Source organism: Serinibacter salmoneus, from assembly GCF_002563925.1.
GTDB classification, from domain to species: domain Bacteria; phylum Actinomycetota; class Actinomycetes; order Actinomycetales; family Beutenbergiaceae; genus Serinibacter; species Serinibacter salmoneus.
The window spans coordinates 180,959-201,891 of the sequence record NZ_PDJD01000001.1; the positions used below are offsets into that span (position 1 = coordinate 180,959).

The window sequence follows — 20,933 nt, forward strand, 5'->3', positions numbered from 1 at the left end:
GCAGGTACCGCGGGGTGGTTCCGCAGGGATTTGGTGAGGCTACCCTTCCCAAATTCGCGGGAATATGGCAATCTGTCACGACAAGGCGTCAGAAAGGCCGGCGCCGCACCGAGACCGAGGAAATGCCGATGAGCCCAGTGCCCGACACCCCCCGTGAGGCCCCTGCCGACTCCACGAGCGCGACGGCCGTATCGCCGCAGGCCCCGCCCCTGTCCGAGCGCCTGCGCGAGGCGACCCGGCCGCAGCACGAACGGGCAGAGAACCGGGGCTTCGTCGTCGAGCTCATGGGTGGCGACCTCGGGGTGGAGGCCTACGTGGACCTCGCGGTGCAGCACCGGGCCATCTATGCCGCGCTGGAGGCGGCGGGGGAGCGGCTGCGGGGGGACGCCGTGGCGGCCCCGTTCCTGCTGCCGGAGCTGATGCGGCTGCCGAGCCTGGAGGCGGACCTGGTCACGCTGCGCGGCACGGACTGGCGCGAGGGCGCTTCCCTCGTGCCGGCGACGGCGGACTACGTGGCCCGACTGGACGCGATCGCGACCGCCGGGGAGTACCTCGCGCACGCCTACACCCGCTACCTCGGGGACCTCTCGGGCGGGCAGGTGATCGCGCGGATGCTGCAGCGGCACTACGGCATGACGCCGGAGCAGCTCACTTTCTACACGTTCACCGAGATCCCCAAGCCGAAGCCGTTCAAGGACCGCTACCGCGCACTCATGGACGCCGCGCCGTTCTCGGCCACGGAGTCGGACGCGGTGGTGGCGGAGGCGCGCGTGGCGTTCGACCTCAACGCCGCCCTGTTCGACGACCTCGGGGTGCGCCACACCGCGGCGCCGGCTGCCTGAGGCCCGCGCGGCCTGGTCCGCTCCTGCCCGCGGGGTGGCTCAGGCGGTGCGCGCCGCCTGCTGCGCGATCAGCGGGTCCACGCCCACGGCACGCATGACGAAGGCGACCGTCTCCTCGATCGCGCGGGTGCGCGCCGGTCCCTCCTCGGGCACGTGTCGCCCCGCGAGGCACGAGTTCACCAGCGGCACGACGGCGTCCAGGTCCTGCCGCGGGAAGCGCCCGGTGGCGATCCCGAGGGTGAGGATCCGCCGCAGCGGCGCCTCGATCTCCACGATGTGGTCGCGCAGTTTCATCATCGTCTGCCGTGAGACCACGGTGCGCAGGTCCGGCCCCGGCGCGAGGTGGTACTCCCGCTTGAGGCGGATCTGCTGCTGCACGTACGTCTGCAACTGCGCCACGGGGTCCTCCACGCCGGCCAGCGAGAGTTCGAGTTCCGCGATGTAGGACGACGTCTCGTTCTCGATGAACCCGAGCAGGAGCGACTCCTTGTCGGGGAAGTGGTTGTAGACGGCCGTGCGGCCGACCCCGGCCTCGGCGGCAATGTCCGCCAGCGTGATCGCGTCGAAGCCCTCGCGCTCCATCAGGGTGGACAGTGCCGTGAACAGGCGGATGCGCACCTGCTGTCGATGCTCCGCGAGCGAGGCTCCGATGATCTTGGGCATGTTCGCTAGTTAATCACGTTTCTGACGAGTGCTGCGAGGCTGTCAGATTGCTCACAGGTCCCGGGAGTGCGCCGGTCGGGCTAGGCTCGGGGTAGACCACTTTCGGAGAGGATGTCATCGTGCAGAAGATCGTCACCACCGTGGCCATCATGGCCTCGGGCTTCGTCGCCTCCAAGATTCTCGACCTGGTCTGGCGGAAGGCCTTCGGCCACAAGCCGCCGATGAGTGACGACCAGGATTCCTCGCTGCGTGAGGTGGTCCTGTTCGCGGCGGCCTCCGGCGTGATCGCGGCGCTGGCCCGGCGCGGGGCGACGAACGTCGCCGCCAAGGTGGCCCCCAAGCCGCTGACGAGTGGCCAGGAGCAGACCGCCGAGTAACCCTCGGCGAGGCCGTGCCCGGGGTGCCGAGTCCGTGCCGGCCGGGCACGTCGTCGAGGCGTACCGCACGGATTCGCGGTCCACGACGGCGCAGTTCGCCGTGGTCCCGAACATTCACCGTCCCGTCGATTCCGGGGCACCGTCCCGGCGTGCTGAACTCGGCCGGCCCGGCTTGACTGGGTCGCGTGAGTGAACCGACTGGCGGGCAGTTCCTGCGGGCGGCGGCGGGCCGGGACGCGGCGGGCAACGCGCCGAGCGCCGAGCGTCTGAACTGGCTGCGTGCCGCCGTCCTCGGTGCCAACGACGGCGTGGTGTCGGTGGCCTCCATCCTCGTGGGCGTCGCGGGCGCCTCTTCCGACCGCGCCGACATCGCTGCCGCGGGCATCGCCGGACTTGTCGGCGGTGGGCTGTCCATGGCCCTGGGCGAGTACGTGTCCGTCTCCTCCGCCAAGGACTCCCAGCTGGCGGCCGCAGGAGAGGTCGCCGAGGAAGACATCGCGAACCCGTGGCATGCGGGCATCGCCTCCGCGGCGGCGTTCCTCGCCGGTGCGATCCTGCCGTTCGTCGTCATGCTCGCCTCACCGATCCAGTGGAACGTGCCACTCACGATCCTGGCGGCACTCCTCGCTCTCGCCCTGACCGGGGCGCTGGGCGCGCGGCTCGGTCATGCCCCCGTGCGCCGGCCGGTGGTCAGGGTGGTGATCGGTGGCGCGCTGGCACTCGGCATCACGTTCGGGGTGGGTGCGCTCTTCGGAGTGGCTGTGGCGTGACCAGGCCGTGCTGCGTCGTCGGCCATCCCGATCGGAGAGCGGAGCGCCTTCCGGCTGCGTCTCCCAGCAGGCGGGTCCAGACTGGTGCCGTACGCCCCCACGTGTCACCTCCTGGAAGGACATCCCCCGATGGCAACGTTCCGCTACGGGCCCGTTGAGCTCTATCTCGTCGGGTTCGAGGGTGAGAGCCCCGACCCGGCGACCATTGCGCCCCTCGTCGAGTTGGTCGAGTCGGGCCTCGTACGCGTGCTCGACTTCGTGATCGTCTCCAGGTCCGAGACCGGCGACGTGGACGTCGTCGAGATCGATACCGACGACTTCGCACTGACCCTGCACGAGGTCGGATTCACCGGCGAGGAGGACATCGCCGAACTCGCCGAGCAGGTCCCCGAGGGCGGCTCCGCCGTGCTCGTGGCGCTGGAGATGGTCTACGCCCGCAAGCTCGCCGAGGGCGTGGCCGCCTCCGGCGCGGTCGTGCTGAGCGCCGAGCGCATCCCCGCCCCGGTGGTGAACGCCGTGATGGACCTCGAGGACGCCGTGGAGGAGGTCCTCGAGGAGGCGCTGGAGGAGGCCGCCGACGAGGCCGCCCGGTCCTGACGGCCACGTCCCACCCCACCCGCGGGCCACGGGCGTGGCCCGCACCCATCTGACCTGAGGAGAACACCATGCCCATCCGTCGAGTCGGTCGCCCCGGCCTCATCGGCCTCGCCGCCCGCACCGCCGTCGTCGCCGGCACGGCCAATGCCGTGGGCCGCGGGATGAACAACCGCGCCGATCGCCGCGCCCAGGACCAGTACGAGCAGCAGCAGTACGCCGCCGCGCAGCAGCAGGCGCAGATGCAGGCCGCCGCGCAGCAGGCGGTGGCCCAGCAGCAGGCCGCCCAGCAGCAGGCCGCGCAGCAGGCGCAGCCCGCGATCGCGGCCGAGCCCGCCGGCGGCGGCGTGGACTTGGTCGCCGAACTGCAGAAGCTGGCGAGCCTGCAGCAGGCGGGCGTGCTCAGTGACGCCGAGTTCGCCGCCGCGAAGGCCAAGCTGCTCGGCTGATCGCCGCGCGCAGTCGGCAACGCGACAGGGCCGCCCGCACACTGCGGGCGGCCCTGTCACGTTCACGGCTGCCGGAGCGTGGCAGGTTCCGCCGGGTCGTTCCCTCGTTCAGCGCGAGGGTTCCTCGGCGGTCAGTTCCGTCTCGGGCGCTGACGCGCCGCCAGTCGTGGTCTCCGAGCGGCCCTCCGTCGCCGTCGTTCGGCCCTCCGTGGCGCCGTTGTCGTCCCCGGACAGCCACCGCAGCCACGCCGCGCCGGGGTCGCCGTCCAGGATCAGGGCCCGCACCAGCAGCGTCAGCGGGATCGAGAGAATCGCGCCGAGCGGGCCGATGATGAAGGTCCAGAAGATCACCGAGAAGAAGCTGAGCGTGAGGCTCAGGTTCACCGCGTCGGAGACGAACTTCGGCTGGATGAGCACCTGCAGGGTCACGTTCACCACGCAGTACACCGCGATGACGGCAAGCATCAGCGGCCAACCGCCGACCACGAGGGCCAGCAGCGCCGGGGGGATGACCCCCAGCACGAACCCGATGTTGGGGATGAAGTTGGTGACGAACGCGAGGATGGCCCACACCATCGGCGCGGGCACGCTGAGTACCCACAGCGCCAGGCCGTCGACCACCGCCACGATCGCGCCGAAGGTGGCGTTGACCACGTAGTAGCGGCGCACGCCGGTGTTGTAGACCTGGAAACGCGCGACCGTCGGCCGGATGCGCTCCCCGAAGGCGGACTCTGCGGTGGTGTACCGGCCGGCGTCAGCCGCCATGAAGATCACGTAGGCGAGCACGAAGAACAGCGCCATCAGAACGTTCAGGGCGCTGCTGCCGATCGAGGCGCCGTACCCGAGCAGGGTGGAGGGGCTGAGTAGGCCGGCCACGGTGTCCGCGGCGGACTGCTCCAACCCCCAGGAGTCCAGTTGGTCGAAGAGGCCTTGCGCGGTGGCCTGCAGTTCGGGGCCGAGGTCCATCACCATGTCGATGAACCGCGCCCCGGCGAACCAGAGCATGGCCGCCAGCGCCGCGAGGATGAGGTATCCGAGGAGGATGACCATGGTGGTGGCGGCCCAGCTCGGCCAGCCGCGGCGCACCAGCGGCGCCCGCACGGGCAGGCAGATGATGACGATGACGGCGCCGAGCAGCAGCGGGCCGATGAGTTCCTGGGCGAACATCACCCCGCCGAGGACCACGACGGAGGCAGCGAGCGTGAGCAGCATGCGCGCGCCCGGGGAGAACACGGGGGCAAGGGTGGTCTGCGGCTGGGGCGCCGGGGACTGTTCGGGGGGAGTCACGGGGAAAGGCTACCGGCGCCCACCCGATCAGGCCCGACGGCGAACGCCGCCTTCACCTGGAACCTCACCCGACGCTGCGCGAACCCGTGGCGTGTGCGGCGAGGCCGTGGTCTGGCGCCACGGCCTCGCCGCGGACGCCACGGGTTCGGCGGGGGTGGGGTGTCGGCGGGGGTGGGGTGTCGGCGGGGGGTGGGGTGTCGGCGCGGCTACTCGGCCTCGCGTTGCACGCTCTCGCGGGCCGCTTCGAGGTCGTCGGTGAGTTCGTCGACGATCAGCAGGTCGCGACGCACCCGGCCGGTGCGGTACCCGGAGCGCCCGACCATGTGCGCCGAGACGGGGGCGGTGATCAGTTGCAGGAGGAGCACGAGCACGAGGGTCCAGATCGCCACGCCGGTGCGCAGTTCGAGCGCGAGCCCGATCATGAGGAACGCCAGCCCGAGGACCTGCGGCTTGGTGGCGGCGTGCATGCGGGAGAGCAGGTCGGGGAAGCGCAGGATCCCGATGCCCGCGACCATCGCGAGGAACGACCCCGCGAGGAAGAAGGCCGCGGAGGCGACGTCCATCGCGGTGTCCAGGAGACTTCCGGGCTCGATCATCGGTCCTCACCCGCCCCGTGGCTGCGGCCCTCGTCCACGGCACCCTCGAGGGACCCCTCGAGCGGACCGGAGGACTCCCCCTCCGAGACGATCAGCGGCATCTCCCCGGTCAGCGCGCCCTCGCGCTCCTCGGCGATGTCCAACTCCGCCAGGCGCTGACGCTCCGCGCGCTGGGCGGCCGCCTCCTCCGGGGTGAGGATGCGGCGCTCCTCATCGCTCTCCGCGGCGGCGAACCGTGAGACCGTCACCGAGCCGACGAACCCCAGCAGGGCCAGCACCACCAGCACCGGCAGCACGTCGATGCGCATCGTGTAGGCGGAGAGCAGGGCCACGGAGGCGAGCACGATCGCCACGATCACATCGACCGCCACCACCCGGTCCAGCATGCTCTGCCCGCGTTCGGTGCGGGCCACCACGCAGGCGGCGCCGATCGCGAGCATCACACCGCAGATCGTCACGATCACCGGGTTCATCGGGTGCCTCCCTCGTTCGCGTCCGGCCCGGTCCCGGTGCCCGACGGCGCGGCCGCCCCGGTCACGTCGGCCCGCCGGAACCCGCCTCGCCCGGGCCCGCCGAGGTGCCGGGGTGGCAGCCCGGCCTCGCGGATCTCCTGGGGGGAGGCCAATGCGTACAGCACGCGCGCCTCCTGCTCCAGCACGGTGCGCCGCGCCCGCTCCACATCGGCCGCGGTGGGCACGTCCAGGGCGTGCACGTACAGGGTGCTGGTGGCGCGGTGCGCCTCCACGATCAGCGACCCGGGCACCACCGAGCACAGGTCCGCGGTGAGGGTGAGGTACAGGTCGGAGCGGGAGCGCAGCGGCACCCGCAGCACCGCGGAGGTGGGCTCGCGGCCGAACCGCAGGGCCACGCCCACCACCTGGGCGCTGGCCACGACGATGTCCCGGGTGAGCCTGCCCAGCAGGCGCAGCACGCCGAGCAGCGAGGGTCGTCCGCCGAAGGGCACCAGCGGCAGGGGCAGTGCCCACTGCACCAGGAGACCGAGCACGATCCCGACCACCACGTTCGCCAGGGAGAAGTCCCCCCACAGCAGCACCCAGACCAGGGCGAGCCACGCCGTCGCGGTCCAGGAGACCCGCTGCTTCAGGCGCTTGGACGCACGCACGTCGGCGCCGGTGGTCATCGCGGGGGGTGGCAGGTCACTCATCGTCGTCCTCCTGCCCCTGAGACCCGGACCCTGTCTCGGACTCCGACCCTGACCCCTCCGACCCAGACCCCTCCGACCCATCGGATCCCTCGGTGCCGGCGACCTCCGCGGACTCGCCCTCGCCGCGCTCCCCGTCCACCAGGACCGCGTTGATGTACGGGGTGCGCAGCGTGAGGTCGCGGGCCGCGGAGGTGGCGTAGGCGTACAGCGGCCCGGCCACCAGCGTGATCGCGGTGCTCGCGCCCACGATCGCGGTGGCCGCGCCGATCATGCCGCGCCGGATCCTCACCGTGGGCAGCGGCTTGGGGGAGGACTGCCAGAACGCCTTGTTCCACGCCTTGACGATGGCGTACAGCGTGAGCAGGGAGGTGAGCAGGCCCGCCGCGATCGCGGCGTAGGCCAGCGGTGTGGCGGCGTCCGCGGCGGCCTGCAGCAACCCGACCTTGCCCATGAAGCCGGACAGCGGGGGGATCCCGGCGAGGTTCATCGCGGGCACGAAGAACACCACCGCCAGCATCGGCGCGAGCTTCGCCAGGCCCCCGAGTTCGTCCAGGGAGGTGGTGCCGCCGCGCTGCTCGATCCAGCCCGCCACGAGGAACAGGGCGGTCTGCACGGTGATGTGGTGGGCCACGTAGAAGATCGTGGCGGCCAGCCCCACCTGGTTGGCGATCGCGATCCCGAACAGCATGTACCCGATGTGGCTGACCAGGGTGAAGGACAGCAGACGTTTCAGGTCGTTCTGCGCCACGGCGCCCAGGATCCCGATGACCATCGTGAGGATGGAGAGCACGATCAGCACGTCGTCGAGCGCGTCGTTGGCGGGGAAGAGCAGCACCTGGGTGCGGATGATCGCGTAGATGCCCACCTTGGTCAGCAGCCCCGCGAACACGGCGGTGACGGGGGCCGGCGCGGTGGGGTAGGAGTCCGGGAGCCACGCCGAGAGCGGGAAGATCGCCGCCTTGATCCCGAACCCGAGCAGCAGCATCACCTGCAGCACCGTCTGGGTGCCCACCGGCAGTTCCGGGAGGCGCTCGGCGAGGGTGGCCAGGGTCAGGGTGCCGGTGGCGGCGTAGATCAGCGCGAGGGCGGTGAGGAACAGGATCGAGGAGGCCAGGGAGACGACGACGTAGATCGTCCCGGCGCGGATCCGCTCCCCGGTGGCGCCGAGGGTGATGAGCACGAACGAGGCGCCGAGCAGGATCTCGAAGGCCACGTAGATGTTGAACAGGTCCCCGGAGATGAAGGCGTTGCCGACCCCGGCGGCCAGCACCAGGTAGGTGGGGTGGAACACCGAGACGGGGGTGCGGGAGTCCCGCCGCTCCATGCTGGTGCCCTGCGAGACGGAGTACAGCAGCACCCCGAGCAGCACCACGCTGGAGACCACGAGCATGAGCGCGGAGAGCCGGTCCACCACCAGGGCGATCCCGACCGGCGCGTTCCACTCCCCGACGTTGAGCACCAGCGGCCCGGCGTCCACGAGGGCGAGCATCCAGATCGCGTCGATCAGCACCAGGGAGATGGTGGTGATGGAGATGATCGCCTGCACCCGCGGCCGGCTCGCCTGGGTGAGTGCGAGGCCCGCGCTGAACAGCGGGAGGGCGACGACGAGCGGTACCAACCAGTTCATCGCGCCCCTCCCTCGCTCTGCTCGTTGTCCTCGTCCTCGGTCTCGTCGCGCACCGTGAGCGCCTCCATGGCGGCGTTCACGCTGGCGTCGTCCGCGCGGGCGTCCAGGGCACCCTCCTCGGTGCGCTTGGCCACCCGACGGTCCTCCACGTCGTCCTGCACCTCGTCGTGCCCGTGCAACTGCCAGGAGCGGTAGGCCATCGCGAGGATGAAGGCGGTGAACCCGAGCGTGATGACGATCGCGGTGAGGATGAGGGCCTGGGGCACAGGATCGGCCATCGGCTCCTCGCTCTCCCCGACCAGCGGTGGGGCACCGGCGGCTCCGCCCGCCACGAGCAGCAGCAGGTTCACGCCGTTGCCGATGAGCGCGACCCCGATGAGGATCCGGGTCAACGAGCGCTCCAGCAGCAGGTAGACCCCGGTCGCCACGAGGATGCCGATGAGGATCACCAGCACCAGGTTGGGCGTCATCTCCGAGACGATCATCGGTGCTCCTCCCCTCGGGTGCCGCCCGGGCTGTCGGTGGCGGCGTGGGCGTCGGCGGTCGGGGTGCCGGCGGTCGGGGTGCCGGGCAGGGTGTAGGCGACGAGCGGGTGATGATCATCGCCCTGCGCATCGGGGTCGTCGTGCGCCACGTCCGGCGGGCTGGTGCCCTCGACCTCGCCCTGCCGGTCCAGTTCCGCGCCCAGAGTGCGCAGCACGTCCAGCACCAGGCCGATCACCAGCACGTACACGCCGATGTCGAAGAACAGGGTGGAGACGAACTTGATCTCCCCGAAGGGTCCGGCGTCGAACTCCACCACGAAGGACTGCAGCATGGTGCCGCCGAACAGCAGCGGCACCATCCCGGCGCCCACGGACAGGAACAGGCCGGAGCCCAGCAGCACACCCGCGTTCACGGGCGCGGCCTCGCCGAGTTCGTACCGCCCGCCGGCGAGGTAGCGCAGCACCAGGGCGATCCCCGCGACCAGGCCGCCGGCGAACCCGCCGCCGGGGGCGTTGTGCCCGGAGAAGAGCAGGAAGAGGGAGAACAGCACCATGGTGTGGAACAGCAGCCGGGTGGCGATCTCCAGGATCACGCTGCGCCGCTGCGGCGCGAGGGTGGCGCCGGCGGGTAGCCAGCGCTGGTTGCGCATCGCCCGGGAGCGCTGCTCCTCGGTGCCCTCCTGCGGGCCGGGGCCGGCCGAGCCGGTGGCGCGCGCCGCCCCGCTGGACTGCAGCCGCAGCAGCGCCAGGCTCTGCTCCTGACCGCCCCACACACCGCCGAGGCGGGAGTCGGAGACGTCCGCTGCCCGCTCCACCCTCCCGGTGCGCACCCGCAGGAAGACCAGCGAGGCGATGCCCGTGGCGGCCACCAGCAGCACGCTGATCTCGCCCATGGTGTCCCAGGCGCGGATGTCGACCAGGGTGACGTTGACGATGTTCTTGCCGTAGCCGAACTCGTACGCCTCGCTGGGGAAGTTCACCGAGACCGGCTCGGCCACCCGGGCGTTGGTCATCATCAGCGCCAGGAGGCTCACCGTGGCCCCCACCGCGATCCCGACGGCGGCGCGCAGCCACCGCGACCCCGCCAGCGGGCGGTCGGAGAAGTAGGCGGGCAACCGGCGCAGGACCAACACGAAGACCACGAGGGTGACGGTCTCCACGAGCAGCTGGGTCAGGGCCAGGTCGGGGGCGCCGTGCAGTTCGTACAGCAGCGCCATGCCGTACCCGGAGATGCCCAGTAGCAGCACCGCCTTGAGGCGGCGGCGGGAGCGGGCCGCGAGGAAGGCGGAGACCGCGATGACGACCGCGACCGCCAACTGCGCGGGCATGTCCCAGGCCCGGACCGGGCCGAGGGAGGCGCCCGAGGTGGCCATCGCCGTCGTCCCCGCCAGCACCGTGACCAGGAAGATGATCGTGAGGTAGACCGGGATCGAGCCACGCTGGGTCAGGGCGGTCACCCAGCCGGCAAGCAGGTCCAGGCGGCGCATCGAGGTGCGGTAGGTCTGCTCCGCGTCGATGCCCAGCGGGCGGTGGGCCTGCAGGGCGGAGTCGCGGCCCAGGAACTGGAAGACCAGCCACCCGGCGCCGAGGATCACCACGGTCAGCAGGAGCGGCACCCCGAACCCGCCCCACAGCACCAGGTGCCCGGCCTCGCCCTCGGGGTAGGTGTCGGCGTAGGGCGCGAGCAGTTCCTCCCCCAGGGTGGGCACCAGGCCCGCGGCGAGGCCGGCGAGCGCGAGCGCGGTGGGGGCGATGAAGATCGGCCGGGCCTCGCGGTCCACCTCGGTGTCCGCGAGGTCCTTCTTCACCCCGAACGCGCCCCACCAGAACCGCAGCCCGTAGGCCACCGTGAGCACCGAGCCGAGCACCACGACGGCGAGCAACGGCAGGGAGGAGGCGGCGCCGTCGCCGGTCTCCACGGAGTGCCACAGCCCCTCCAGGGCGGCCTCCTTGGCCACGTACCCGGCGGTGGGCGGCAACCCGATCATCGAGGCCGTTGCCAGGGCCGCGACCACCGCGAGGAACGGCATCGAGCGGCGCAGCCCGGAGAGCTGGTGGATGTCGCGGGTGCCGGCGGCGGCGTCCACGATCCCGACGGTGAGGAACATCGCGGCCTTGAACATGGCGTGCCCGCCGATCATCGCCAGGCCCGCCAGGGCCACCGCGCGGTCGGCCTGGCCCACCAGCATCATCAACAGGCCCAGCTGGCTCACCGTGCCGTAGGCGAGGACGAGCTTGAGGTCCCACTGCCGCAGCGCCCGGTAACCGCCGAGCAGCATGGTGGCGCTCGCGAGCACCAGCAGCGGCCACTCCCAGGCGGCGCGGTCGGCGTACCCGGGGGCCAGGCGTGCCACCAGGTAGACGCCGGCCTTCACCATCGCGGCGGCGTGCAGGTAGGCCGAGACGGGGGTGGGGGCGGCCATCGCGGCGGGTAGCCAGAAGTGCAGCGGGATCAGCGCGGACTTGCTCATTGCGCCGATCAGCACACAGATGATCGCCACGTTCGTCAGGGTGGTCGCCGCGGGCGGGTTCGTGGCGAGTTCGTGCAGCGAGTAGGAGCCGCCGGGTGCCTGACCGAGCAGGATCAGGCCGCCGAGCATCACCAGGCCACCGGCGGTGGTGACGATGATCGCCTGCATGGCCGCGCGGCGGGAGACCTTGCGCTCGTAGTAGTGGCCGATCAGCAGGTAGGAGAAGACCGTGGTCAGCTCCCAGAACAGGTACAGCATCAGGGTGTTGTCGGTGCTGACCAGGCCGAGCATCGCCCCGGCGAATGCCACGAACACCCCGGCGAACCGCGGCGTCGCGGAGGCCTTGGGTGCGAAGTACCAGGCGCAGTAGAGCAGCACCAGGGCGCCCACGGCGCCCACGATGAGCACGAGGAACCAACTCAGGGAGTCCAGTCGGAAGGTGATCTCCAGGTCGATCGCCGGCACCCAGCGGATGGTCTGGACCGGAGGGTCCTGCGAGTGCGCCCGGGAGGTCAACGCGAGGGCCCACACGGCGGCGCTCGCCGGGGCGAGCGCGAGCAGGCCGAACGCCTTGCGGCCCAGGGCACGCACGAGGAAGGGCCCGAGGATGGCCGCGACGAGGTGCACGGTCAGCAGCAAGGGCAAGGCAGGGGTCCCGTCAGTTGTCGTGGCGGTTGACCCTCAGTCTACGAGAGGGGTGCGGCGCTGTCGGCGCCGTGGGAGATGCAGGAGGCCCCCGCAGCTCTCGAGGGGCCGTGAGAGCTGCGGGGGCCAGGTGTGGGGCCGACTGGCGGGGGCTTGTCAAGATGCCGACCCCACGGGTGACCCGCGTCGGTGACGCGGGAGTCTGGGTCAGGCGCGGGTGGCCTGGGTCCTGCGCGAGCGCAGCGCGACGGCGCCGGCGGCGGCCAGGACGAGAGCGCCACCGGCAATGCGCGGGTCGATGATCGGTGACGTAGCCATGGCTCTCCTGATGTCTTCGTTGGTGTCCATGTGGTGCGGGCTTGGCGTTGGTGGACCCGGTCTCCCCTGGGGCGAGGAGCCGGGCCAGCTTGAACTGCTGGAGTTAGGAATGCAGAATATCAGTTGTGACCGCGCGCCGTGCCCCGTCACCATGTGGGGATCGTCACACGTGCTACATGTGAGCAACTGATATATTTGAGCCCCCTGAGCGGGGAGAGCCAATAGCCAAGGGGGCGACGTCATGTACCGCATCTCTCCACCCCGACGTGGACTCACTGTTGTCCCGGCACTCGGCTCGGGCGCGCGGCTCTCGCTGCAATCGCTCGTGCAGGAACCTCGCCGCGCATTCGGCGACGTCGCCGTGGTTCTGGATGTACGGCCGCAGTTCATCAAGCTCGCCAGCGTGATCAAAGTGCTCGGGGAGCGGGCCCGTGTCGTGCAGGCTTGCCAGCACCGGGACCAGGGCTCTGCGGGGCAGTTCCTGCGAAAGCTCGGGCTCGGCGAACCCGATGTCACACTGGATGGTGTGCATGGCGCAGATCGTGCGCAGCGGATCGGGCGGGGGATCATTGCACTCACCGAGCACCTGGAAGCGCATCCTGCGCAAGTGATCGTGGTCCAAGGGGATACCGACTCCACTCGGATCGGCGCCCAGGTGGGCAGCCGGCTCGGCGTCCCTGTGATCCATGTCGACGCCGGCCTGTCCAGCCAGGCGAGCGTGAAGTCGACAGGTTTGGATCGGTTGCGGGTCGCTCCTCTCGTGGACCTGCACTGCGCGGCCACTCCCGGGGCTGTAGCCAATCTGCTTGCCGAGGGTGTCGCTCCGCGCCGTGTTCGATTGACGGGCAACGCGTTGGCGGACGTGACGACGTCGGCCTCGGCACTGCAGTACCGGCGGTGGTCGGAAATTGCGGGCGCGGGAGTCCGGGTAGGGGGGTACGTCCTTGCGCCTATCCTCCGTCCAGAGACCACGAACTCCCCGGTCTTCCTGCAGCGAATTCTCCATGCGCTGGGCACGTCGCCGATCCCGGTGTTGATGATGGTGCGGCCACGCACCCTCACAGCGATCGGACGACTCGATCCCCCCACCGGTGCGGTCCGGCTACGCGCGGCTGTGTGCCATTCGGACTACCTCGAGTTGGCGCGCCGCTGCGCACTGGTGGTCTCGGATTCCAGCGAGGTCCAGGAGGAGGCCGCTGTCCTGGGCAAGCCTGTGCTCGTGATCTCCGAGGCCTCCGAGCACCCCGAGTTCATCGCGGCGGGGTTCGCCCGCTTGGCAACACGAGAGGTTGATCTTGTCGGGGAACTCGCTGAATGCCTGAAGCGGCGGGCGTTCCCTGCCCTCGAGGGGGCGAGGTCTACGGATGAGTTCGGTCGTGCGGCGTCGCTGATCGCCGACGCGGCACGGGCGCTGGCGGCAGGAGAGGAGCCGGCCGGGGACTTGATGACCGATCGATTGCTCGCGGGTAGCGGGTCCCTCGGCGGTGTGCGATGAGCCACGGTGCCGCGGACTACGAGGGGGGGAGCGTCGCTGATGCCTTGGAGGCTCTTGGCGCGTTGCGCAGCCACGCGGTGCGACGCGCACTGCCCACGTTGCTCCCCCAGGACATTGCCTGCCTGCGCGACCGATGGGCGCAGGTGGAACTGGCGTGTGCCACCGGTTCTTTCGAGGAGTTCATGCTCGCTGGGCTGGAGTACGTGCGCGTGCTCGATGACCGCGGGATGAACCCCGTGGTTCATCGGACAGCCGCTCACTTGAACGAGAAGATCCGTCGGGAGTCCGTGGGTGTCGCGAGCAAGCCGCCTCGCGCCGACCTGTTGATGGACTTCCGGGATCTCCATGTCGCATGCTGCGATGGGGACGCGGACGCGGCGGCGGCTGCGGTGCGGCGGTTGTACGCATCTGAGCGTTGGCGCTGATGCGTCGCCCTGGGTGGGATGAGTCGGCTGAGCTTGGGAACGAGGATGGAGTCATGCCGAAGGGGCAGAGGGCAGGGAAGCCGACCCCGAGGCGGTACTGCGATCAGCAGAGGGCGACCGCGGTCCGAACGGTTCGTTCGCTGCGAGCGCAATTGGGGGACTGAGCACGGCGCGGTGCACCGGGATGCCACGTGGTTGGAGTTCGGGGCCAGAGTCGGTGCAGGTGTGAGTGACGCAGGCCGATCTCGATGAGGGTGTGGTGCCGGGTGTGAGCACTGATGAGGAGGCCCGTGTGAAGGCCCTGGAGCAGCAGGCTTGGGGACTGCGCCGGGCGCGCGAGAGCGGCGCACTTCCTTGCCGCAGGCGTCCCGAACACCGATGCAAGGGGCCACGTTCATCGACGCCAACCGCGAGGACGTCATCGAAGGACGTGGGGATCGAGCGCATCAGCCGGGGGGCTGCAGGTGGCCCCAAGCGCCTACAAGTGCCGGCGGAGCCGGCAACGTTCGTCGTGTCAGTTCCGCGACAGGGAAGGTGATCGAGGACATCGAGATCGCGATCCAGTTGTGTCCGCCGACACGACCGCCGGCGGCCCCACGGCTACCTCGGCGACGTCACCTGGCCGGGGCTTCCATCAAGGCAAACCAGGGTCGACTCCCTGTTGCCCGACTCCGTGAGGCACGGCCGGCTGCTCCAGCGGACTCTCGCGGTACCCTTTCCCCCAAACCGCCTCCTACCAGAGGGCGGAGCATGTCGGCCGCACGATGCCGTGGGCCGACGAGCTCCCGCCCTCGGGGCGCCGGTGCAGGTCGTCGAGCGGGTCTCGCGTCCTACCAGGTGCGATCGCGTTCGACGGTGTTCGAGAGGTTGATCGGCGGTCCCGCCGCGACGATCCAGTCGCCGACGCCAGGCTGGAGCCCGACGAACTGCAGCCCCACATGAGTCTGGGGTGTGGTCAGGGCGACGCTGATCTGAACCTGCCCGTACCCGGGCGTGAAGGTGATGTTGAAGCCGCCGTAACCAGGGGCCGGGATGACGTTGAGCCACCCGATCGAGGTGTTCTCGGTTCCATCGACGAAGACGGCCGTTATGAGGAAAGTCTGCGTGGATGCGAATGGTACATCGCCGTACGGCGGTGTCGAAGACAGGCCCGAGAGGGTGAGGACGGATGTGGCCTCATCCCAACTGCCGACCCAGTCATCAGCAACCGCTTCCGAGCTCGCGGCCGAGGGCGCTGCGACTGCCGCGACTGCGATCACGGGTGTTGCCCATGCCGTGGTGGAGAGGAGTCGGCGGCGCGAGAGCGCGGTGCCTTCTCGGTCGGTGGGGGGTGGCGTGTGGTCGGGGGGATTGGTCAAGAGGGTGTCCTTTTCTGGGGTTGCTTCAATGAGCCTCCGCAGTTGGAATTCTAGGGCCACCCCGTGTGGTCAGCAACGCCCATCCGGGGCCAAGCGGGACCAAACAAAACCCGGTGAACCACAAGCGCCGCGGAGCAGCCCTGCGGTGCGCTTGCGGGGCACAAAGAAAGCAAACCGCGAGTCCCGGCGGGTCTCATAGTGTGAGATATGGTGATCGTCCGCTCGGTGGTGCCCGAGGGCCCTCAGATGCTGGCATGTGATAATTGCGGTATGCCAGTACCGAAGTCCACCGGCCGGACGGCGCGCCGGCTGGTGCGTGACGATGTGTACGACCGTCTGCTCGAGGTGATACTCGATGGCACCCTGCAGCCGGGCGAGCGCATCGTGGACAGTGATATCGAGGCCTGGCTCGGCGCATCGCGAACACCTGTGCGCGATGCCATCGCGCGGTTGGAACGCAAAGGGCTCGTCGAGATCGTTCCGCAGCGCTACTCGCGCATCGCGCTGATCGACGCGGCTCAGGTGCGCCACCACCTGGAGGTGCTCGAACCGCTGATTCTCCTTGCGGTGGAGAAGGCGACGGCCGCCCTCACGCCGCAGGAGCGCGCCCAGGCGGCGAGGTTGAGTGAGCGGATCGCCGGAGCGCAGCCGGGGCGTGAGCGGGTGGGGGCGGTGCGCGAACTCCTGTCGCTCTGGATCGCCCGCTACGGCAACGCCCACCTGCGGGAGGTCGTGGAGGATCTCAGCCTTCTCGTCGTGGTGCACCTGGTCAACCACCCCGAGATGGCCACGCCGGAGAGTGCGGCCAGCCTGGTGGCAGCCGCCGATGCCGCGGCCGCAGGCGATCCCGCAGCGGCGGTGGCCGCCGTCTCCGAGGCGTTCCGCCGGATCGACGACGGCGTGGACGCCCTGCCGTGACGCCGCGGGCTGACCACGCGATAATGCAGGCACGCCCCGGCCGGTGCGTGCAGGGAGACTCAAGGGGGTAGCGATGCCGATTCCGACCTCGGGTGAGCGGCAGGCGCCGGTGTCGCGACGGTTGTTGCGCGATGACGTCTATGACCGCATGCACGCCGCGATCGTGGACGGCACCCTCGCGCCCGGAGAGACGCTTCGCGACGAGGAGCTCATCGCGTGGCTCGGTGTGTCCCGGACTCCGATCAGGGAGGCGCTCCTTCGCCTGCAGGAGGAGGGCCTCGTCGTCGCGAGTCCGAACAACTCGACGAAGGTTGCCGAGGTTCGGCCGGACGGTCTCGATGACGCCATCGAGGTTGCGGGAGCGCTGCGCCGGCACGCGCTGCGTAGCACCCTGCAGTCGGTGCCGCGCGAGCAACTGGAACTCCTGTCCGAACCGATGGCCGCGCTACGCACCGCCGCCCAGAGCGGTGACCACGCCGCCGTCGCCCTCGCGGCGTTCGCCTACTTAGAGACCTTCGACCGGGCGACCGGCAACCCGGTGCTCGCCGAGACCGTCCGCAAGATGAGCGCCCACATGATCCGGACGCTTCGTGAGGACCCGCACGGGCGCTCGGTGCCGGAGATCCACGGCCACTTCGAGGACCTCCACGGCGCCATCGTGGAGCGTGATCTCGATGGCGCCCTGGAGTCGCTTCAGCACATCTATCGCATCAGCGGTGAGTAACTCACCGGTGCTTCGCCGCGGCCCTCGGGGGGAGTCCAGGCTCCCGTCCTGAGGCCCACCTGCAGGATCGCCGGGACCTCGCGCCTCGCCCTCCTGGGCGGCCGCGCTGCCTCGCCTCCTGATCCTCCACGTCCCCGCCTGCGCGCACGCCCTCGTCCGCGCCCTCGGTCCTCGTGCTGCCCTCTCGCGCCTTGGTGGCGACCCACGTCTCCTGCTCCTCTCGGGATCCGGGCCCTTGGCCCGCGGTGATCCGCAGGCGTCGCTGCCTGCGGCGTGACTCATGTCACGCCGCAAGTATGCTCCTCTTCGGAGAGTATGTCAGCGGACTGCGTATTGATCCGAGAGGCTTCACTGTCACCGAGTGCACCGGCACGCTCGCCGAATGTGCTGTTCCTGCGATCCGCGAGGCTTCGACGCTCACGACGCGAGACCTGACCGGTACCCACGCGCCCCAAGACGCCACCAAGATTCAGGCAGTTTCTCTTCAAGCGTGGCACGATGGGAGTCCTCAGCACGACGACGTGAAGGGACTTGCCGATGGTCAGCATCCTGCTTGTGCACGGCCGCAGCCGCCCCCTGTTCGGCCCGGCCCAGATGAAGGAGCAGTGGATCGTTGCGCTGCGCAGCGGATTCGAGGCCGCGGGCCTGCAGGTCCCGTTCGCCGACTCCGACGTGCACCTGCCCTGGTACGGCGACAGCCTCACCCACCTGGTGGGCGGCGATGCGCGCAGCGAGGCCGAGCGGGTCTCCCTGCGCGGTGACATGCCGGTGGACGAACGCGAGTTCGTGCGCGCCGTGGTGGCCCAGGTCGCCGAGACGTTCGCCTTCACCCCGGCCCAGCTCGCCGAGGTCGCCGACCCCGGGGACGCCGAGGCGGCGCCGGGGCAGTGGGGTCACGTCCGCACGGTCCTGGCGGCCGTGGACCGCTACGTCCCGGGTATGAGCGGTGCGACGGTCGCGTTCGTGGCCCGGGAGTGCTTCGGGTACCTCACCGACGCCCGGCTGCGCCAGACGATCGACGACGGCGTGGCCAACGTCGCCCGGCCCGGCGAGCCCACGGTGGTGCTCGCCCACTCCCTGGGCGCGGTCATCGCCTACCAGGTGCTGCGCTCGAGCGAGCGGATGCGGGACCTGGACGTGCGCCTGTTCCTCACGGTGGGGGCACCGCTGGCCTGGCGGCCCGTGATTACCCACCTCGGCCGCCTCGCCACGCCCCGGATGCCGGCGCAGGTGCGCGAGTGGGTGAACGCGCGCGACACCTCCGACGCGGTGGCGCTCGGGCCGATCATCGGGGGCCTGCTGGCCGCCGGGGCCGTCACCGAGGAACCCGGGGTGGTCAACCCGGACGACGGGCGTCACGCCATCGAGTACTACCTTGCCGACCCGGTGGTGGCCCGGCACATCGCGCGCACGCTGGGGTAGGCCACCACGGCGGGTCGGCGGGGGCTGCGGCGAGGTGCGGCACCCCGCCGCAGCCCCCCGCCGCAGCAGATCAAGCGAAACGGGGTGCGTACTTCGAGTCTGGGTCGAAGTCACCGTCGACGGCGGTGACGGTGAACCCGGAGACGGCGTAGAGCAAGGCTGTCGTTGTATCTGCTTCTTCGTCAGTTGCGAAGTGAACGGTGATCCCGGTCGTCCCCGTTGTCGTGAGGGTCGTGATCGGGCTATCCCAGGCGATGCTCGCGCCGGTCACGTCGGGATATTCACGTCCTTCCCTGACCTGCCAGGGCTTCTGCCCCTGGTTGGCACTGGCGGGGTCCCAGCTGGCGACCAACGTGAACACCTGGTCGACTGCGAACGTTCCCGCTACGGGGGTGATGGTCAGGGTGCCGGTTCCGTAAGTCGAGGGATCCGAAGTGTCGTTCGCCACGGCCAGGGTGGCGGTGAAGGCGGTCGCGGTACCTGAGGTGGTCGCGGCGGCGGGGATCGCGGCGCTCGCAGCGACCACGGGGACACTCCACGCGGCACCCTTCAAAACGGTGCGGCGGCTGGTGCTGGGCGCATTATCGGGCGTGTGCGTCATGAGTGCTCCCAAGGTCGGGGGTGGAGTCCGGGGTGGCGCTTCGCGTCGATGCTAAAGGGCGCGTTCAGCGGTGTCCAACGGGGGCGTCGGCATCTCATTCCAATCCGCCCGAAATGGCCAGTACTGCCCTACAAGATATCGCCGCGCAGTTGCTGCGGCTCCACGAAGAAACCGTCCTCGTCGAGGATTTCCCCGCCCACGGCCTCGTGCAGCACGAGCACCGCGCCCTCGATGGCCTGCCGCGCGGCATCCCGCCGGCGGGTCTCGGCGCGGGTGCGCGCCTCCCGGTGCTGCTGCGCGGGTAGGTAGTGCATCGCATAGGTGATCACGCCGTCGGCCGCCCACGGCGCGAACCGCAGGGCGGGCCGCAACCGCTCGGCCGCGAACACCTCGACCAGCACCCGGTCGCCACCGCCGAGGTCGGCACCCGCCTGGTAGGTGCCGTCCTCGCTCCGCACCGGGCCCTGCGGATCGTCCACGTGCACCTGCAGGCCCGGGAGCGCCGGGGCGAGCACGTGCCGAAGGGCGACCGGCTCGAGCCAGACGGGGGCATGCACGGCATGGTCGACGGCGGAGCCCGGGTCGGGCACGATCACGACCCCGGTGGTGGTCCGCAGGGCGCCCCCGAGTCGCCTCGCGCAGGCGTGCGCCACATCCAGCACCTGCTTCTCCACGCCCCGCGGGTGATGCGGGCCGAAGGCGTCCAGCAGGGCGCCGTACCCCAGTGGCAGGGGCGGGGCCGGCAGCGGGGAGCGATCGGTCGCCACCTCGACCAGGTAGGCGGTGTTCGCCCAGTCGGGAAGGGCCAGGCGCCGTCGGGCCTCGCCGTTCAGGGACCAGGGTCCGACGACGGCGGCCCGCTCCCGCTCGCCCGGGGCGGGCAGCTCGTGGGTGGCGTCGACGGCGGGCAGCGGCAGCAGGTCCATGGTGCCCGGGGCGCCGGGTGCGGGCGCCGGATCCCACTGCGCGTCCAGCACGAGGGAGAGCAGCAGGGTCTCCAGCTCGTCGTCCGCGACCTCGTGGTCCACCGCGAGCACGTGGTGTGCCAGCGCTCGCTCGATCGGGAGCGGCGCGGGCAGCGGGGTGGGGGCGCTCACCCTCACTGCACCCGGGTGCGGTGGAAGTTCAGGTGGCTGCGCGACGCCGTCGGCCCCCGCTGGCCCTGGTAGCGCGATCCCGCAGCGCCGGCCCCGTAGGGGTTCTCCGCGGGGGAGGAGAGGCGGAAGAAGCACAGCTGGCCGATCTTCATGCCCGGCCACAGGGTGATCGGCAGCGTGGCGACGTTGGAGAGCTCCAGCGTGACGTGCCCGGTGAAGCCGGGGTCGATGAAGCCGGCGGTGGAGTGCGTCAGCAGGCCGAGGCGGCCCAGGGAGGACTTGCCCTCCAGGCGGGCTGCGACGTCGTCCGGGAGCGTGACCTGCTCGTGGGTGGCACCGAGCACGAACTCCCCCGGGTGCAGCACGAAGGGCTCCTCCGGCTCCACCTCGACCAGGCGGGTGAGTTCGGGTTGGTCCTGCGCCGGGTCGATCACCGGGTACTTGTGGTTGTCGAAGAGCCGGAAGAATCGGTCCAGGCGCACGTCCACGGAACTGGGCTGGACCATCGCCGGGTCGAACGGGGCCAGGCGCACGCGGCCGGAGTCGAGTTCGGCGCGGATGTCGCGGTCGGAGAGCAGCACGCGGCAACGGTAGCGCGCCCGGG

22 protein-coding genes are annotated in these 20,933 nt (G+C 70.6%); 10 read left to right on the top strand and 12 right to left on the bottom strand.

From position 1 onward, the window contains the following. Positions 1 to 128: 128 nt before the first annotated feature. Positions 129 to 842 (top strand): biliverdin-producing heme oxygenase, encoded by a 714-nt coding sequence (locus tag ATL40_RS00645; protein ID WP_098467848.1) that lies wholly within the window; start codon positions 129 to 131, stop codon positions 840 to 842. A 39-nt stretch (positions 843 to 881) separates the two neighbouring features. Here ATL40_RS00645 and ATL40_RS00650 read toward each other — a convergent pair whose 3' ends face one another. After that, the gene (locus ATL40_RS00650) at positions 882 to 1,505 is read right to left on the bottom strand and encodes a TetR/AcrR family transcriptional regulator (protein WP_098467849.1); all 624 of its coding nucleotides are present in this window, start codon (positions 1,503 to 1,505) and stop codon (positions 882 to 884) included. A gap of 119 nt (positions 1,506 to 1,624) precedes the next feature. On the opposite strand from ATL40_RS00650, the gene ATL40_RS00655 reads away from it, so the two are divergent. From ATL40_RS00655 to ATL40_RS00670, 4 genes are all read left to right on the top strand, one after another. Beyond that, complete coding sequence (locus ATL40_RS00655) at positions 1,625 to 1,882, top strand: DUF4235 domain-containing protein (protein ID WP_098467850.1); 258 nt, start codon at positions 1,625 to 1,627, stop codon at positions 1,880 to 1,882. 212 nt (positions 1,883 to 2,094) lie between these two features. Then, positions 2,095 to 2,652 (top strand): VIT1/CCC1 transporter family protein, encoded by a 558-nt coding sequence (locus ATL40_RS00660; RefSeq protein WP_169926003.1) that lies wholly within the window; start codon positions 2,095 to 2,097, stop codon positions 2,650 to 2,652. A 129-nt stretch (positions 2,653 to 2,781) separates the two neighbouring features. Next, positions 2,782 to 3,249, top strand: coding sequence for a DUF6325 family protein (locus tag ATL40_RS00665; RefSeq protein ID WP_098467852.1), 468 nt, complete (start codon positions 2,782 to 2,784; stop codon positions 3,247 to 3,249). A 68-nt stretch (positions 3,250 to 3,317) separates the two neighbouring features. Next, positions 3,318 to 3,695, top strand: coding sequence for an SHOCT domain-containing protein (locus ATL40_RS00670; protein ID WP_098467853.1), 378 nt, complete (start codon positions 3,318 to 3,320; stop codon positions 3,693 to 3,695). 108 nt (positions 3,696 to 3,803) lie between these two features. Here the strand turns inward: ATL40_RS00670 and ATL40_RS00675 are convergent, their stop codons facing one another. From ATL40_RS00675 to ATL40_RS00705, 7 genes are all read right to left on the bottom strand, one after another. Further along, the gene (locus ATL40_RS00675; protein ID WP_245866543.1) at positions 3,804 to 4,982 is read right to left on the bottom strand and encodes an AI-2E family transporter; all 1,179 of its coding nucleotides are present in this window, start codon (positions 4,980 to 4,982) and stop codon (positions 3,804 to 3,806) included. Positions 4,983 to 5,188: 206 nt separating this feature from the next. Beyond that, positions 5,189 to 5,578 (bottom strand): monovalent cation/H(+) antiporter subunit G, encoded by a 390-nt coding sequence (gene mnhG, locus ATL40_RS00680; RefSeq protein WP_245866546.1) that lies wholly within the window; start codon positions 5,576 to 5,578, stop codon positions 5,189 to 5,191. After that, positions 5,575 to 6,051 carry a monovalent cation/H+ antiporter complex subunit F gene (locus ATL40_RS00685; protein WP_098467855.1) on the bottom strand — a complete coding sequence of 159 codons (477 nt, stop codon included), beginning with the start codon at positions 6,049 to 6,051 and terminating at the stop codon, positions 5,575 to 5,577. Before ATL40_RS00685 ends, mnhG begins: the two co-directional genes overlap by 4 nt. Then, complete coding sequence (locus tag ATL40_RS00690) at positions 6,048 to 6,743, bottom strand: Na+/H+ antiporter subunit E (RefSeq protein ID WP_245866549.1); 696 nt, start codon at positions 6,741 to 6,743, stop codon at positions 6,048 to 6,050. The genes ATL40_RS00685 and ATL40_RS00690 overlap by 4 nt, the downstream gene beginning before the upstream one ends. After that, positions 6,736 to 8,370, bottom strand: coding sequence for a Na+/H+ antiporter subunit D (locus ATL40_RS00695; protein ID WP_098467856.1), 1,635 nt, complete (start codon positions 8,368 to 8,370; stop codon positions 6,736 to 6,738). Before ATL40_RS00695 ends, ATL40_RS00690 begins: the two co-directional genes overlap by 8 nt. Further along, the gene (locus ATL40_RS00700; RefSeq protein WP_169925841.1) at positions 8,367 to 8,855 is read right to left on the bottom strand and encodes a Na(+)/H(+) antiporter subunit C; all 489 of its coding nucleotides are present in this window, start codon (positions 8,853 to 8,855) and stop codon (positions 8,367 to 8,369) included. Before ATL40_RS00700 ends, ATL40_RS00695 begins: the two co-directional genes overlap by 4 nt. Then, positions 8,852 to 11,971 carry a Na+/H+ antiporter subunit A gene (locus tag ATL40_RS00705; protein ID WP_098467857.1) on the bottom strand — a complete coding sequence of 1,040 codons (3,120 nt, stop codon included), beginning with the start codon at positions 11,969 to 11,971 and terminating at the stop codon, positions 8,852 to 8,854. The genes ATL40_RS00700 and ATL40_RS00705 overlap by 4 nt, the downstream gene beginning before the upstream one ends. A gap of 559 nt (positions 11,972 to 12,530) precedes the next feature. On the opposite strand from ATL40_RS00705, the gene ATL40_RS00710 reads away from it, so the two are divergent. After that, positions 12,531 to 13,784, top strand: coding sequence for a UDP-N-acetylglucosamine 2-epimerase (locus ATL40_RS00710; protein WP_098467858.1), 1,254 nt, complete (start codon positions 12,531 to 12,533; stop codon positions 13,782 to 13,784). Further along, positions 13,781 to 14,209 (top strand): FCD domain-containing protein, encoded by a 429-nt coding sequence (locus tag ATL40_RS00715; protein ID WP_098467859.1) that lies wholly within the window; start codon positions 13,781 to 13,783, stop codon positions 14,207 to 14,209. The genes ATL40_RS00710 and ATL40_RS00715 overlap by 4 nt, the downstream gene beginning before the upstream one ends. Positions 14,210 to 15,039: 830 nt before the next feature. Here the strand turns inward: ATL40_RS00715 and ATL40_RS00720 are convergent. Beyond that, on the bottom strand, positions 15,040 to 15,468 hold the full coding sequence (locus ATL40_RS00720; RefSeq protein WP_143556826.1) for a hypothetical protein: 429 nt from the start codon (positions 15,466 to 15,468) through the stop codon (positions 15,040 to 15,042). A gap of 369 nt (positions 15,469 to 15,837) precedes the next feature. Here ATL40_RS00720 and ATL40_RS00725 point away from each other — a divergent pair, with 369 nt between their 5' ends. The 3 genes from ATL40_RS00725 (at position 15,838) to ATL40_RS00735 (ending at position 18,631) form a co-directional block, all read left to right on the top strand. Then, on the top strand, positions 15,838 to 16,485 hold the full coding sequence (locus tag ATL40_RS00725; RefSeq protein WP_169925842.1) for a GntR family transcriptional regulator: 648 nt from the start codon (positions 15,838 to 15,840) through the stop codon (positions 16,483 to 16,485). Between the two features lie 73 nt (positions 16,486 to 16,558). Then, entirely contained in the window at positions 16,559 to 17,209 is a 651-nt protein-coding gene (locus ATL40_RS00730; RefSeq protein WP_098467862.1) for a GntR family transcriptional regulator, read from the top strand. Between the two features lie 537 nt (positions 17,210 to 17,746). Further along, on the top strand, positions 17,747 to 18,631 hold the full coding sequence (locus ATL40_RS00735) for a hypothetical protein (RefSeq protein WP_098467863.1): 885 nt from the start codon (positions 17,747 to 17,749) through the stop codon (positions 18,629 to 18,631). Positions 18,632 to 18,701: 70 nt separating this feature from the next. Here the strand turns inward: ATL40_RS00735 and ATL40_RS00740 are convergent, their stop codons facing one another. From ATL40_RS00740 to dcd, 3 genes are all read right to left on the bottom strand, one after another. Then, positions 18,702 to 19,232 carry a hypothetical protein gene (locus ATL40_RS00740; RefSeq protein WP_143556827.1) on the bottom strand — a complete coding sequence of 177 codons (531 nt, stop codon included), beginning with the start codon at positions 19,230 to 19,232 and terminating at the stop codon, positions 18,702 to 18,704. A gap of 128 nt (positions 19,233 to 19,360) precedes the next feature. Beyond that, complete coding sequence (locus ATL40_RS00745; protein ID WP_098467865.1) at positions 19,361 to 20,329, bottom strand: hypothetical protein; 969 nt, start codon at positions 20,327 to 20,329, stop codon at positions 19,361 to 19,363. A gap of 2 nt (positions 20,330 to 20,331) precedes the next feature. Continuing rightward, positions 20,332 to 20,910: a dCTP deaminase gene (gene dcd, locus ATL40_RS00750; protein WP_098467866.1), complete on the bottom strand. Its 579-nt coding sequence runs from the start codon at positions 20,908 to 20,910 to the stop codon at positions 20,332 to 20,334. Between the last annotated feature and the right edge of the window lie 23 nt (positions 20,911 to 20,933).

Bases quoted from the DNA above. Each gene is read 5' to 3' on its own strand.
- ATL40_RS00740 (WP_143556827.1), bottom strand. From the start codon at position 19,232: ATGACGCACACGCCCGATAATGCGCCCAGCACCAGCCGCCGCACCGTT.
- ATL40_RS00685 (WP_098467855.1), bottom strand. From the start codon at position 6,051: ATGAACCCGGTGATCGTGACGATCTGCGGTGTGATGCTCGCGATCGGC.
- ATL40_RS00735 (WP_098467863.1), top strand. From the start codon at position 17,747: ATGGTCAGCATCCTGCTTGTGCACGGCCGCAGCCGCCCCCTGTTCGGC.
- ATL40_RS00665 (WP_098467852.1), top strand. From the start codon at position 2,782: ATGGCAACGTTCCGCTACGGGCCCGTTGAGCTCTATCTCGTCGGGTTC.
- ATL40_RS00695 (WP_098467856.1), bottom strand. From the start codon at position 8,370: ATGAACTGGTTGGTACCGCTCGTCGTCGCCCTCCCGCTGTTCAGCGCG.
- mnhG (WP_245866546.1), bottom strand. From the start codon at position 5,578: ATGATCGAGCCCGGAAGTCTCCTGGACACCGCGATGGACGTCGCCTCC.
- ATL40_RS00700 (WP_169925841.1), bottom strand. From the start codon at position 8,855: ATGATCGTCTCGGAGATGACGCCCAACCTGGTGCTGGTGATCCTCATC.
- ATL40_RS00670 (WP_098467853.1), top strand. From the start codon at position 3,318: ATGCCCATCCGTCGAGTCGGTCGCCCCGGCCTCATCGGCCTCGCCGCC.
- ATL40_RS00725 (WP_169925842.1), top strand. From the start codon at position 15,838: ATGCCAGTACCGAAGTCCACCGGCCGGACGGCGCGCCGGCTGGTGCGT.
- ATL40_RS00730 (WP_098467862.1), top strand. From the start codon at position 16,559: ATGCCGATTCCGACCTCGGGTGAGCGGCAGGCGCCGGTGTCGCGACGG.
- ATL40_RS00710 (WP_098467858.1), top strand. From the start codon at position 12,531: ATGTACCGCATCTCTCCACCCCGACGTGGACTCACTGTTGTCCCGGCA.
- ATL40_RS00645 (WP_098467848.1), top strand. From the start codon at position 129: ATGAGCCCAGTGCCCGACACCCCCCGTGAGGCCCCTGCCGACTCCACG.
- ATL40_RS00715 (WP_098467859.1), top strand. From the start codon at position 13,781: ATGAGCCACGGTGCCGCGGACTACGAGGGGGGGAGCGTCGCTGATGCC.
- ATL40_RS00690 (WP_245866549.1), bottom strand. From the start codon at position 6,743: ATGAGTGACCTGCCACCCCCCGCGATGACCACCGGCGCCGACGTGCGT.
- ATL40_RS00650 (WP_098467849.1), bottom strand. From the start codon at position 1,505: ATGCCCAAGATCATCGGAGCCTCGCTCGCGGAGCATCGACAGCAGGTG.